General features: G+C 67.9%; 14 protein-coding genes. 6 read left to right on the forward strand and 8 right to left on the reverse strand.

Annotated features, from left to right (window positions below):
- The first annotated feature begins 18 nt into the window (after positions 1-18).
- The 5 genes from parS (at position 19) to OZ671_RS01070 (ending at position 4574) form a co-directional block, all read left to right on the forward strand.
- Positions 19-456, forward strand: coding sequence for a type II RES/Xre toxin-antitoxin system antitoxin (gene parS, locus OZ671_RS01050; RefSeq protein ID WP_268858978.1), 438 nt, complete (start codon positions 19-21; stop codon positions 454-456).
- The gene (locus OZ671_RS01055) at positions 456-917 is read left to right on the forward strand and encodes an RES family NAD+ phosphorylase (RefSeq protein WP_268858979.1); all 462 of its coding nucleotides are present in this window, start codon (positions 456-458) and stop codon (positions 915-917) included. Before parS ends, OZ671_RS01055 begins: the two co-directional genes overlap by 1 nt.
- A 214-nt stretch (positions 918-1131) precedes the next feature.
- On the forward strand, positions 1132-1818 hold the full coding sequence (locus tag OZ671_RS01060; protein ID WP_268858980.1) for a helix-turn-helix transcriptional regulator: 687 nt from the start codon (positions 1132-1134) through the stop codon (positions 1816-1818).
- A 105-nt stretch (positions 1819-1923) separates the two neighbouring features.
- Complete coding sequence (locus tag OZ671_RS01065; RefSeq protein ID WP_268858981.1) at positions 1924-3942, forward strand: primary-amine oxidase; 2019 nt, start codon at positions 1924-1926, stop codon at positions 3940-3942.
- 119 nt (positions 3943-4061) lie between these two features.
- The gene (locus OZ671_RS01070) at positions 4062-4574 is read left to right on the forward strand and encodes a GNAT family N-acetyltransferase (RefSeq protein ID WP_268858982.1); all 513 of its coding nucleotides are present in this window, start codon (positions 4062-4064) and stop codon (positions 4572-4574) included.
- On the opposite strand, the gene OZ671_RS01075 is transcribed toward OZ671_RS01070, so the two are convergent.
- The 8 genes from OZ671_RS01075 to OZ671_RS01110 all read right to left on the reverse strand — a co-directional run bounded on the left by OZ671_RS01075 (position 4517) and on the right by OZ671_RS01110 (position 12236).
- Positions 4517-5704, reverse strand: a complete 1188-nt coding sequence (locus OZ671_RS01075; RefSeq protein WP_268858983.1) for a threonine synthase — start codon at positions 5702-5704, stop codon at positions 4517-4519. The genes OZ671_RS01070 and OZ671_RS01075 overlap by 58 nt on opposite strands.
- A 37-nt stretch (positions 5705-5741) precedes the next feature.
- Positions 5742-7277 carry a tripartite tricarboxylate transporter permease gene (locus OZ671_RS01080; protein ID WP_268858984.1) on the reverse strand — a complete coding sequence of 512 codons (1536 nt, stop codon included), beginning with the start codon at positions 7275-7277 and terminating at the stop codon, positions 5742-5744.
- Positions 7274-7702, reverse strand: coding sequence for a tripartite tricarboxylate transporter TctB family protein (locus tag OZ671_RS01085; protein ID WP_268858985.1), 429 nt, complete (start codon positions 7700-7702; stop codon positions 7274-7276). Before OZ671_RS01085 ends, OZ671_RS01080 begins: the two co-directional genes overlap by 4 nt.
- 4 nt (positions 7703-7706) lie before the next feature.
- Positions 7707-8678, reverse strand: coding sequence for a tripartite tricarboxylate transporter substrate binding protein (locus tag OZ671_RS01090; protein ID WP_268858986.1), 972 nt, complete (start codon positions 8676-8678; stop codon positions 7707-7709).
- A 100-nt stretch (positions 8679-8778) separates the two neighbouring features.
- Entirely contained in the window at positions 8779-10026 is a 1248-nt protein-coding gene (locus OZ671_RS01095) for a M24 family metallopeptidase (protein ID WP_268858987.1), read from the reverse strand.
- Positions 10016-10813 carry an IclR family transcriptional regulator gene (locus OZ671_RS01100; RefSeq protein WP_268858988.1) on the reverse strand — a complete coding sequence of 266 codons (798 nt, stop codon included), beginning with the start codon at positions 10811-10813 and terminating at the stop codon, positions 10016-10018. Before OZ671_RS01100 ends, OZ671_RS01095 begins: the two co-directional genes overlap by 11 nt.
- 146 nt (positions 10814-10959) lie before the next feature.
- Positions 10960-11481 (reverse strand): hypothetical protein, encoded by a 522-nt coding sequence (locus OZ671_RS01105; protein ID WP_268858989.1) that lies wholly within the window; start codon positions 11479-11481, stop codon positions 10960-10962.
- Positions 11482-11537: 56 nt separating this feature from the next.
- On the reverse strand, positions 11538-12236 hold the full coding sequence (locus OZ671_RS01110; protein ID WP_268858990.1) for a glutathione S-transferase family protein: 699 nt from the start codon (positions 12234-12236) through the stop codon (positions 11538-11540).
- 120 nt (positions 12237-12356) lie between these two features.
- Between OZ671_RS01110 and OZ671_RS01115 the strand changes: the two genes are divergently transcribed.
- Positions 12357-12695: a winged helix-turn-helix transcriptional regulator gene (locus tag OZ671_RS01115; RefSeq protein ID WP_268858991.1), complete on the forward strand. Its 339-nt coding sequence runs from the start codon at positions 12357-12359 to the stop codon at positions 12693-12695.
- The last annotated feature ends 103 nt before the right edge of the window (positions 12696-12798 follow it).

The raw sequence follows: 12798 nt of genomic DNA on the forward strand, positions 1-12798 counted from the left end.
CCCGGCGAGGGGCCGGACATGTCATCCACGATTATTGGCGCGGTCGCCCGCAAGCTTGGCGGCGCGAAGGTGCTCGGCTCCCAGGTGCGCTCTCAAGGCGACCTCGTAAGGCTGATCACCGGCGGCCTGCCGTTGGATACGCTGCGTGCGATTGCCTCCTCCGGCATTAGCAGGCAGGAACTGCAAGTCTACGTCATCCCCCAGCGGACCTTCGACCATCGCGCGAAGAAGAAGCAGCCTTTGAGCGTGGAAGAATCGGATCGCGTCGTTCGGCTGGTGCGTATCCAGGCGCTGGCGGAGGAAACGTTCGACGACCATGAAAAGGCCGGCCGCTGGCTCCGCCGGGGCCTTCACGAGCTCAACGGCCAAACGCCGCTGGATGTCGCAAGAACCGAGGCCGGTGCTCGGTTGGTCGAAACGATCCTTGCCAAGATTTCCTGGGGGGCTGCGGCCTGATGCTGCTGTGGAGACTGTCCGACAGACGGTTTGCCGCGACATTCGACGGCGGTTATGGCCTCCACTACGACGGTCGCTGGAACACGGTCGGTCATGCCGTTACCTATCGCTCGACATCGCCGTCGCTGTGTGTAGTGGAAAAGCTTGTTCATATCGAAGATCCTGCGCTCCTGCCTGCATTGGTCATGGTCAGTTACGCAATCCCCGATAGCCTCTCGATTGCCGATATGGCGCTGGAGGATCTGCCGGTGGAATGGCGCCGCAACGAGGCCTGGACGCAGCAAAGAGGCGATGACTGGCATGCTGGGCGGACAACACCAATCCTGCGTGTGCCCTCGGCCATCGTCTCGATAGCCGGCTCTCCCGACCTGAACGTCGTCGTCAATCACCGTCATCCAGATGCCGCCGCCATCCGGATCGTCAATCAGGAGAACTTTGCGGTCGATACGCGCTTGATATGAGCCGAGCCTTCCGGGCGACGTTCGTCGGGTCTCGTCACAGGCTGCGCAACGTGACGCCACGCTTCGTGGCCGATCCCGCCTGAAGTGGCGGCCGGCTCGACCATTGCAGTGTTGCCTTCGGCCGGTCGATCCGGCAGGCTGACGGAAGGTGCGCTTTGCCGGCTCCGTCAAGCTCGACAAGTCGTGCTGCACTTTTTGAGATGCCGTTCCCGTCATGCATGACCGGCAGCAGCAGTTCATCGAGGAGACGCTGAGGCTTGTCGAGCAGGCCGTCGGCTCCAGCCGGCTCGCCTTCTATTCCGTCGACGACGACGACAATCTCTGCGAGTTCGTCTGTCGCGACGTCCCCGACGAGCTGCAGCGGCGCTACCTCGTCGAAATGCACGCGAAGGATCCGCTGCATGTACGACGCCTGTCGGTGTGGCCGCGGCCGGTCGCCTGGCTCGACGAGGTCGCGACGGCGGTGGCGCCCGACGATCTCGGCGCCTATTGCGACTTCATTCGCCATTACGGCACGGTCGAGACCGCCGAGATGGTGTTCCGGCAGAGTGGCCGGATCACCGCCGGCATGAGCCTGATGTGGACGGCGCGCGACATGCGCCCGACACCGGCTCATGGCCGCATCATGGCGGGCCTGCAGCGCTATATCGCCTTCAACCTGCCGTCCTGGTTCCGGCCGGTGAGGCGCCTTCCGGGCGAGCGGGTGGGCGGGGCGTTTCGCCTGACCGCACGCGAGGCGGAGGTGGCGCGCCTCGTCTGCTGCGGGCGGACCAACCAGGACATCGCCCTCTGCCTCGGCATCGGGCTCGCCACCGTGAAGACCCACCTGATCCATATCTTCGAAAAGACCGGCGTGGAGACGCGCGCCGGCCTCGCGGCGCGTCTGACCGCCGCCGGCTGAGCTTTTGCGCCTGCGGCATCCACCGGACGGTTGATGGCCGCGGCGGCCGTGCAAGGCCATCGTGACGTGACGAGGGCTTTTTCAGGAGAGACGAAGATGGTCGCGATGCCGACAGCCGCGGCGGCGCCGATGAGGCCGGCGGACCTCGCAGCGGCAAAGGCGCATCCCCTGGACCCGCTGACGACGACTGAAATCGCCGCCGCCTGCGCCATCGCCAGGGATCGCCTGACGCTCGACCGGCACGAACGTTTCGCCATCGTCCGGCTGGAAGAGCCTGCCAAGGCCGACGTCCTCGGCTTCCGTCCCGGCGGCTCCCTGCCGCGCCTTGCCTTCCTGGTCGTGCTCAACACGGCGACGGGCCGCAGCCGCGAGGTCGTTGTCGATATCGGCGCGAAGGCGATCGTCTCCGAGAACGAGATCGCGACGGGCCAAGCGCCCTACGGCCAGCCGCCGGTCATGGTCGAGGAGTTCTTCCTGTGCGACGAGATCGTCAAGGCCGATGCCGGCTGGCGTGCCGCCATGCGCCGGCGCGGCCTCAGCGATGCCGACATGGCGCTCGCTCAGATCGACCCGTTCTCGTCGGGCTTTTTCGACCGTGATTTCGAGCGGGGGCGGCGGATCGTCCGGGCAGTCAGCTATTATCGCTCCGAGCTGAAGGACAATGGCTACGCCCATCCGGTCGAGGGGCTGGTGGCGGTGGTCGACCTCATTGCCCGCAAGGTGGTCGACCTCGTCGACGAACAGGATGCTCCGCCCATCCCGAAGACCAAGCACAATTACGATCCCGAGACCTGGAAGGACACGCGACAGGACCTCAAGGCACTGCATGTCGTCCAGCCGGACGGGCCGAGCTTCACCGTCGAAGGATGGCGGGTCGACTGGCAGAACTGGTCGTTCCGCATCGGCTTCACGCCGCGCGAGGGGCTCGTCCTGCACCAGCTCGCCTATCGCGACGGCGGCCGCGAGCGCCCCGTGATCTATCGGGCGAGCGTCACCGAGATGGTGGTGCCCTACGCCGATCCCACCGCCAACCACTACTGGAAGAGCGCTTTCGACGCCGGCGAATATGGTCTCGGCAAGCTCGCCAACGCGCTGGAGCTCGGTTGCGACTGCCTCGGCCACATCCACTATTTCGACATTCCCGCGGCTGACGACCGTGGCGAGCCCTTCGTCATGAAGAATGCCGTGTGCATGCATGAGGAGGACTACGGCATCCTCTGGAAGCACTACGAGTTCCGCAACCAGCTGTTCGAGGTGCGTCGTTCGCGCCGCCTGGTCATCTCCTTCTTCGCGACCGTCGGCAATTACGACTATGGCTTCTACTGGTATCTCTACCAGGACGGCACGATCCAGCTCGAAGCCAAGCTCACCGGCATCATCCAGACGGCAGCGGTCGCGCCGGGCGAGCGCTATCCCTGGGGCGGCATGGTGGCCGAGGGGCTCGGCGGTCCGACCCACCAGCACTTCTTCAATGCGCGGCTGCACATGATGGTGGACGGCGAGCGCAACACCGTCACCGAGCACGAATTCGTGCCGCGGCCCTGGGGCGCCGACAATCCCCACGGCAATGTCTTCGACGTGACGAGCCGCGTGCTGGCCCGCGAGCGGGACGCGGCGCGCGAGGCGGACGGGCGCACCGGACGCTACTGGAAGATCAGCAACACCAATGCGGTCAACGCCGTCGGCAACGCTCCGGGCTACAAGCTCTCGGTTCAGGCCAGCCCCCTGATGCTCGCGCAGGAGGGCAGTTTCGTGCGCGCCCGCGGCGGCTTTGCGACGCGCCACGTGTGGGTGACGCGCTACGACCCTGCCGAGAAATATGGCAGCGGTGACTATCCCAACGTCCATGCCGGAGGCGACGGCCTGCCGCGCTATGTCGCTCAGAACCGCGCGATCGCCAACGAGGACATCGTGGTTTGGCATTCCTTCGGGCACACCCATGTCTGCAAGCCCGAGGACTTCCCGATCATGCCGGTGGAATATGCCGGCTTCACCCTCAAGCCGAACGGCTTTTTCGCGGGCAATCCGGCCATGGATGTCCCAGGCGGGCGCAACGGCGAGAGCATCGACAACAGGCTCCAGGCGGGATCCGGAGGTGCGGCCTGCTGCTCCGGTCCGGGCTGAGGGCCTGGGCGAACCGCAATCGGCGGCCGCCGGACGGCGCCCAAGGTTGCGCTGTTCCGCCATTTGAGGCCATGTCCGACGGCCGGCACAGGGTTGGCGCCGTCGGTGGAGCGAAGGCCATGCTGATACGCCGTGAACGGCCTGACGACGTGGCCGCCATCCGCGCCGTGCTCGAGGCCGCCTTTCCAGGTCCCGAGGAGGCCCGGCTGGTGGAGGAACTGCGTGCCGATGGCGACGCGGCGATCGCCCTGGTCGCCGAGACGGGCGGCGTCGTCGTCGGGCATGTCATGTTTTCGCCGATGACGGGTCCGTTGCGGGCACTGGGCCTCGCGCCGGTCGCGGTCGCGCCGGCGCACCAGCGTTCGGGCGTTGGCGGCGGGTTGATTCGCCAGGGGCTCGCCGAGGCGCGCGCGGCCGGCGTGCAGGCGGTCTTCGTCCTCGGCGATCCCGCCTATTACCGCCGCTTCGGTTTCGAGCCGCGGCTCGCCGAAGGCTTCGCTTCGCCCTATGCCGGCCCCTATCTGATGGTGCTGGCTCTCGGCGGCCCGCTGCCGGCGACGAGCGGCCGGGTCGACTATGCCCCGGCCTTCGGACGGCTCGGCTCGGCTGCGTCCGACGGAAATTCCTTGTAGCCGTGCGAGGTCCCGATCAGGATTGCATTCCTGATGTCGGCCCGGCCGCGCCGCTTGAGCTCGCGCAGGGCGGTGAGCGATGCGACCGAGGACAGTTCGAGATAGAGGCCGTTGGTGGCGAGCAGGCGCTGGTCGGCGATCGCCTCGGCCGGATCGATGGCAACGGCCAGGCCGCTGCCGCGTTCGAGCGCCGCCAGCGACTGGTAGGTCACGGTCGCGCCATTGATCGAGACGAGCGCCGATTTTCCTGGAAAATGGCCGGTGACGTCGGCTCCGGCCTGAACCGCCGCGAGGCGTGGAAACGGTTCGACGGCAACGAGCTGGGGGACGCGCGCCAGCCGCCCCGTCGCCGCGGCTTCGGCGAGGCCGGCGTGCAGGCCCCAAAGGAGGTCGCCACGTGCCGTCGGCACCAGGATCGCGTCGACCGCCGCGATATTCTCGGCCTCGGCCAGCTCGTAGCCGACCGTCTTGTAGGCATCGACGGCGAAGGGATCGCTGCCGACGGGCGGGTCGAGATAGTTGGTCGCCGTCGCATAGCCCTCGTTGCGGACCTTGTCGCGCACCACGGCCCAGCGCTCCATGCTGGTCTCCACCACGTGCAGATGCGCACCGGTCATGATGATGGCGCGGCGCCAGACCGGGCTGGTCTCGACCGTCGTCACGATGGTGCAGGCAAGGCCGGCAGCGGCGGCATAGGCCGCCACCGACGCGCCGCCGTTGCCGCTGGAGGCGGCGATGACGGCGGGCGCGCCGCGGGCCCGCGCGCGGGTGACGAACTGGGCGCTCATCCGGTCCTTGTGGGATCCTGTCGGATTGGCGCTTTCGAGCTTGATCCTGAGCGTGTCGAGGCCGAGCGCAGCGGCGAGCCGCGGCAGCGCGACGAGCGGTGTATCGCCCTCGCCGAGCGTGACGAATTCGGGATAGGCGAGGCGGGCGGCAAAACGGCTCATGCCCCGGCCGGCGCCGGCGGCAGGCAGATCCGGCAGATTCTGGTAGGTCGCGACGACGCTCGCCGGCCGGCCGGCCGCCAGGCAGACGGGACAGCCCTCCGGATGGTCGGCGACGGGCAGGCGATGGCCGCAGCGGATGCATTGGAAGCCGGTCAGGCACGGATTGATCATGCTCATCATGGTCTCTCGATCGGTTGTGGGCAGCCGCAGCGACGCCTCAGTCGCTGCGGCCGGGGCTCGACGCAGTGTCGGGTGACCGGCGGCCGCGTTTCGCAAGGGCGAGGAGGACCGGGCCGAGGGCCACCACCACGGCAAGGGCGAGGAAGGCGGCGCTGATTGGGCTCGACAGGAACACCCGCGCATCGCCATAGCCGATGATCAGGCCCTGCCGGAGGTTCTGCTCCAGCATGCCGCCGAGCACGAAGGCCAGCAGCAGCGGGGCGACGTCGAAGCCACCGCGCCGCAGCCCGTAGCCGAGAATGCCGAAGCACAGCATGGCGCCGACATCGAACAGGCTGTTGTTGAGGCTGTAGGCGCCGATGACGCAGAAGAAGACGATCAGCACGGCCATGACCGCCGCCGGCACCCGCAGCAGCGCGACGAACAGGCCGACCAGCGGCACGTTCAGCACCACCAGCATGAGATTGCCGACGAACATGCTGGCGATGACGCCCCAGAACAGGTCCGGGTGCTCGACGATGAGGCGGGGCCCCGGCGTCACGCCGGCCATCAGCAGGGCGCCCATGATGACGCCGATGACGGCATTGGCGGGAATGCCGAGGCAGAGCAGGGGAATGAAGCTTGCCTGCGCGCCGGCATTGTTGGCCGCCTCCGGGCCGGCGACACCTTCGATGGCGCCTTGTCCGAAGCGCTCGGGCGTCTTGGACAGGCGGCGCTCCATCATGTAGCTCGCAAAGCTGGAGATCAGCGCTCCGCCGCCGGGCAGCAGGCCAAGGAAGAAGCCGAGCAGGCTGCCGCGCGCGACCGGCCCCGCGGCTTGCCTGATGTCGTCGCCATTGGGCAGGAGATCGCTTAGCCTGCGGCCATAAGCCATGGGCCGTCCGGCCTCGTCGCCGCCTTCCGCCATCAGCAGGACCTCGCTGATGCCGAAGAGGCCCATGGCGACGATGGCGATGCCGAAGCCGTCCCTGAGGGCGGGAACGTCGAAGACGAAACGCTCCTCGCCGGAGACGAGATCGACGCCGACAGTCGCGAGAAGCAGGCCGAAGCCGATCATCGCGAGCGCCCGGATCTTGGGGCCGTCGCCGATGCCGAGCACCAGCGCGAAGCCGAGGATGAGCAGGGCGCTCTTCTCGACCGGGCCGAACATCAGCGCGAGACCGGCAATAGTGGGGCCGAGGGCGGCGATGCCGATGGTGGCGACGATGCCTGCGGCGAAGCTGGCAAGGGCGCTGATGCCAAGCGCGGCTCCGGCCCGCCCCCTGCGGGCCATCTGGTAGCCGTCGATGCAGGTGATGACGCTTGCCGCCTCGCCCGGGATCTTGACCAGGATCGAGGTGATCGAGCCGCCATACATTGCGCCGTAATAGATGCCGGAGAGCAGGATGAGAGCGCTCGTCCGATCGAGATAGACCGAGATCGGCAGGAGAAGGCTGATGGTCGCCGTCGGGCCGAGGCCCGGCAGCACGCCGACCGCGGTGCCGACGAGGCAGCCGACGAGGGCGATGAGCAGGTTGGTCGGCGTCAGCGCGACGCCGAAACCCATCACGAGATTGTTGAGGATCTCCATCATGCCCCCCAGACGAGACCGCGAGGCAGGGGCACGGCGAGCGCCCAGGCGAAGATGACCCAGGACGCGGCGGCGACGCCGCCGGCGATCGCCGCCGCGCGGCTGGTCGAATAGCCGTTGGCGAGGCGCAGGATGGCGGCGCCGACGAGGGCCAGCGCCGGCAGGAGGCCGATGAGGAGCGTCAGCGGGATCAGCGCGACAAATCCGGCCATGTAGGGCAGGCTGCCGGCAAGGCCGGGACCGGCCTGCTCCGGCGCACTGTCCGTCTTGTCGCGGCCGAACGAGGCAAGGCTCGCTGCGAGCATCAGGCCGGCGCCGACGACCGGCATGAGTCCCGGACCTGGCGTGCCGAAGGACCAGCTCTCGTAGCCGGCCGCGAGGGCGAGCGCTGCCGCCGCCACAAGGCTGAGGAGGAGCGGGGCGATCATCGGATCACCGGGCCCGGAAGCCGAGGCTGTCCATCGCCTCGCCCAGCCTGCGATAGGTCTCGACCGCCCTGGCGGTGAATTCGGCATGATCCCAAAAAAGCTTGCCGCCGCGGACCACGTCGAGATAGGTGCGATAATCCGGTGTCTCCATCATGTCGCGCGCAATGTCGTTCCAATAGGCGACGACATCGGCCGGCAGTCCGGCTGGGCCGATCAGGCCGTAGATGGCTTCGACGGCGAGGGGCTGGTCGAGGGTCTTGAAGGTCGGCACGTCCGGCTGGCCTGCGATCGGCTCGGTGCCGGTCGAGGCGAGCAGGCGCACCTGGCCGGCCTGCAACTGCGGGCCGTAGTCCGAGGAGACGGAGGCCTCGATATGGCCACCGAGCAGGGCGGTCATCGCCTCGGCACCGCCGGTGAACGGCACGAAGGTGGCGCGCAGGCCGAGCCTGCGGAACGAGGCTTCGATCGCGATATGCGCCGCGCCCCGGACACCCGACGTGCCCCAGCGCAGGCGCCCCGGATTGTCCTTGCCGAATTTGACGAGATCGTCCCAGCTCTTCAGCGGGCTGTCGGTGCGGACGTAGAGCGCGATCGGCACATAGGAATGGGCCACGACATAGGTGAAGTCCTTGGCCGGATCATAGGGCACGCGCTGCACGTGCGGCAGGGTGCCGAACGGGCTCACCGAATAGAGGCCGAGCATCGCTCCGTCCGGCGCCGCGCGGGCGACCTGCGTGACGCCCAGCGTACCGCCGGCTCCCGGCTTGAAATCGACGGCAACCGGCGCGTTGCGGCGGTTGCGCGCCTGGTCGGCGACGACCCGGGCGGAGAGATCGCCCGTGCCGCCGGGCGCGAACGGCACGAGCACGGTCACCGGCCGGGCCGGATAGGCCTGCGCGCGGGCCGGGCGGGCCGCCGGAATGAGAGTGCCGGCGCCGACGAGGCCGGTCATGGCGAGAAAATGCCGCCTGTCCATGGGCTTCCCCTTTGCATCTTGTTTTTGCAGGGCTGTCGCTTGGGTACCGGCCGGATCCGGAGCTTTGCCGCATCCGGCCGCGCGCTCGATCGTTCCGCGGCTAGCCGGCCGTCATCAGCCGGCCGTCGGTGCTCATCAGGCTCTCGCAGCCATCGGCGCGCACCACCACCATGTCCTCGACCTGCAGGCCGCACCAGCCGAGCTCGTAGTAGGGCGTCTCGACGCAGAGGACCATGCCCTCCTCGATGACGGCGGTGCTCGAGGCTGCAAGATCCGGCGGATCATAGCCGTCGATGCCGATGCCGTGCCCGACATGGGATCGGCTGTAATGCGGAATGCCCTCGCGCCGGACGGCTTCCACGGCGACGTCGAAGACGTCGGCGGTGCGCACGCCCGGCCTGATCGTCTCGATCGCCTTCCGCGTGCCGACGTGCAGCGCGCGATAATAGGCGGCGACTTTCGCGTCGGGCTCGCCGAGCACGGCGATGCGCGCAATGTCGGCGCGGTAGTGCCGGTAGCGGCCGCCGACGTCGAAGCGGATCACTTCGCCGCGCTTCAGCCTGACGTCCGAAGGCTGGACGTTCGGCATGGCGCTGCGGGTGCCGAAGCCGATGCAGCCGAGGACGGGATAGCCGCCCTCGGCGATGGTGCGGTTGTGAAAGGCCTCGGCCAGGTCGCACTCGCTGGCGCCTTCCCGGGCTACGCCCAGGGCGGCTTCGATCGAACGCTCGGTCATCTGTGCCGCCCGCCTGAGCCGTTCGATTTCCTCGGTCGTCTTCACCGCCCGAACCGATCGGAACAGCTGCAGGGCCGGCACCAGGGTCGCATGCGGCAGCTTCTCCTGCAGCCGCTCCCAATAGCCATGCAGCAGACCGAGCTCGTCGATGCCGATGCGGCCCCGCTCCAGCCCCGCTTCGCGGACCGCCGCGCAGAGCGCATCGATCGGATCCTTGTCGTCCGCAAGCCCGTAGAGTTCGGCCTGATGCCGGTCGACGGTGTCGAGCGGGCCGTCGATCCGATCGATCTGGAAGTAGCCGAACCGCCGGATGCGGTCGATCCAGATGTCCTGGTCGGCAATGAGATCGAGCAGGGTGGTGGAGGCGATGATGGTCGAGGCGGCGAGATCTTCGCCCGCGAGCAGGACATAGGTCTGAGGTCCGCGCCGCAGCCATTGCGACATGGCCCAGTAGCCGCTGGCATAGGTGACGTTCTCGGGCGCGGTCGCCACGACCGCGTCGAGACCTGCCGTCGCCATCAGGGTTTTCAGGCGGTCGGCGTTGAGCAGCCGCGCGGCGGCGGCGGCGCGGGACGCGGCCGTCGCCGGCTGTGTTTCGGGGTTACGCAACATGGGCATTGTCTCCGGTCAGTTGGATGGGCGGCCCGTCGTGGCCGAGCGATCGGGAGCAGCGGTGCGCGGCGTCGAGCACGAGCTGGGTGATGGCCGGCCAGCCCGTGCTGTCGTGCTCGCTGGCCAGAAAGGCGACGCTGAGCGCCGCCGCGATGCGGCCGGACTGGTTGCGGATGGCGGCGGCCACCGAGATGACGCCCGCGAGGTTCTCCTCGCGCGACAGCGCGTAGCCGCGCCGGCGGACCTCGGCGAGCTCGGCGTCGAGTGCCTCGGCCGTGACCAGCGTATGCGCGGTCAGCGCGGGATAGGGCGCGGGGCCGACGACGCGGGTGAGCTCCGCCGCGGCGAGCTCGGCGATCAGGATCTTGCCCATTGCAGTGCTGTGTGCATGGGCGCGCTCGCCGGGCATCGACCGGACGGCGATCGGCCCGCTGCTCTGCACGCTGTCGATATAGACGACGCGATGATCCCTCAGCACCCCCAGATAGCCGTTGAGATGGTGCTCGTCGGCCATGCGCCGCAGTTCCCGCGCGGCATTGGCGAGCAGGTGATCGTCGCGCCGCAGGGCGCCGCCGAGCACCACGGCGCGATAGCCGAGCCGGTAGCGCCGCGTCTCCGGCATCTGTTCCAGGTAGCCGGCCGCCGCCAGCGTATTGGCCAGGCGCTGGACGATCGTCGGGCTGATGTCCAGCGCGCGCGCTATGTCGCGAATGCCCATCGGTCGGGCTTCTCCATCGAGCAGATCGAGAATGGCGAGACCGCGATCGAGGGATTGATTGGTGGCCATATTGTTGCTATTATAGTAACAGTGTTTCTATAAATGAATGATGCAGAAGAGAGCCGTGCGCTGTCAAGCGCGCGGACGGCTTGCTTCATCGGCCGTTCGGCCGTGCCGCTGGTATCGGGAGCAAGGAAAAGGGGCGGGTCTGGCCGCTAGAGGCTGGCGGCGATCATCTGCGCCGCATCGGCCGGCGCGACCATGCCGGTGTCGATGGTCAGGCGGGCGGCCGGCATGGCCGCATCGGCCGCTTTGAACTGGCCGCGCAACTCATGCAGCAGGGGCAGTGAACGCAGCTTGCCGAATGCGGCGCGGTCGGCCGCGGCGATCCGCTGGTCCTGGATCGCGTCGGCAATGGTCAGGCGCACGAAGATGACGGTGCCGCCTTCGGCACTCACCACGTCCTGGATTCGCCGGGCGAAACCGGGCGATACCGTCGGCTCCGGGGCAAAAGTGAAGATCGTCGAACGGCCTGCTCGGGCGGCCTCGGCCAGCGTGTCCTGCCAGAAGCTCTCGCGCAGCCGCACGAACGGCGCGCTGCCGAACGGAAACACGGCTCCGACCGCATCGACGATCAGGTGGTTGTGGAAAACGGCGAAGCCGGTCCGTTCGGCAAGCGCGCGGGCGACGGTCAGCTTGCCCGAAGCCGGCGGCCCATAGAGGAAGATCAACCGCATGCCTGCATGATGCGGGAGCCGGCGCCGGCGGTCCAGCCGGCGCGCCGATGGTCCGCTCAGGCGGCGATGCGTGCGGCGGCCTCGTCGATCGCCACATGGCCGAGGAAGCTGCCGGACGTGACCGCCGGCTCGCCCTCCTCGATCGCATGGGCGAAGACGACGGCGGGGTCCCGTTCGAGCCGCGCGACCAGCCGGTGGAGATTCGGATAGTCGTGTTCGAGCCGGAACAGCTCCAGATATTCGGCCCAGCGGACGATGCCGACGAGATAGGCATCCGCCACCGTCCTGTGCTCGCCGGCCATCCAGTCGCGGCCGGCAAGGCGGCCGTCGAGCTTGCCGAGCACATGGGCGACATTGTCACGGCCATAGGCGCGCAACATATCTTTCGTCGGAGCGTCGACGGCAAGCTTGAACGTGGACCAGACCGGGCCGAAGGCGCCATGGACTTCGGTGTGGAGGAAGGCGAGGGCTTCGTTCACGCGGTCGAAGCTGCGCGTGCCCTGGGCAAAGCCCAGTTTTTTCCCGAGGGCGCGCGCGGCAATGTGGTTGAGGATGGCAAGGCTCTCGCCGAGCATCTCGCCGTCCTCGGTGAGCAGAGCGGGGGTCTGCGCCGTCGGATAGAGACGGTCGTAGCCTGCGGGCTTTGCCAGCATGTCGATCCGGGCGAGGCGATAGGGCAGGTTCGACCATTCCAGGGCGACGATCGATCCGAACGAGCAGCCGTGGGGAATGCCATAGAAGAGTACGGGTTCCATCTGTATATCCTTCCATCCGTTTTATTCGAATTGCCGTGACGGATATGCGGATGGCGGCTATTTCTGTAAAGAAGGCACAATAATGTTGTGCGGTTACAAATTTTATACTGGAGAGAGTGAATGAAGGAGAGCCTGTCGAGCTGCCCGATCGAAGACGCCATGCGTGTGCTCGGTGGCCGCTGGCGCAGCCTGGTGGTCTATTATCTCAAGGACGGGCCGAAGCGTTTCAGCGACCTGCGTCGGGACATGCCGAAGATCTCGCAGCGCATGCTGACGCTGGACCTGCGCGAACTGGAGGCGAGCGGCGTCGTGACCCGCACGGTCTACCCCGAGGTGCCGCCGCGGGTCGATTACCGGCTGACCGCCGATGGCGAGGCGCTGATGCCGTTCATCTTTGCCCTCGGCGACTGGTGGGCCGGCGTGGTCACGCGGCGCAACGCCGGCCGCGAGGCCGCCTGAGCGGAGCCCGCAGGAAACGGGTGGCAGCCGACCGCGGCTTGCGGCTCGATCGGCCGTCGCGAATTTGACCGCAAGAGCCGGAGTGCGGCCGCCGCGGCCGATG

Origin of the sequence: Phreatobacter sp. AB_2022a (assembly GCF_026847585.1) — a bacterium.
In the GTDB taxonomy this organism is placed as follows: domain Bacteria; phylum Pseudomonadota; class Alphaproteobacteria; order Rhizobiales; family Phreatobacteraceae; genus Phreatobacter.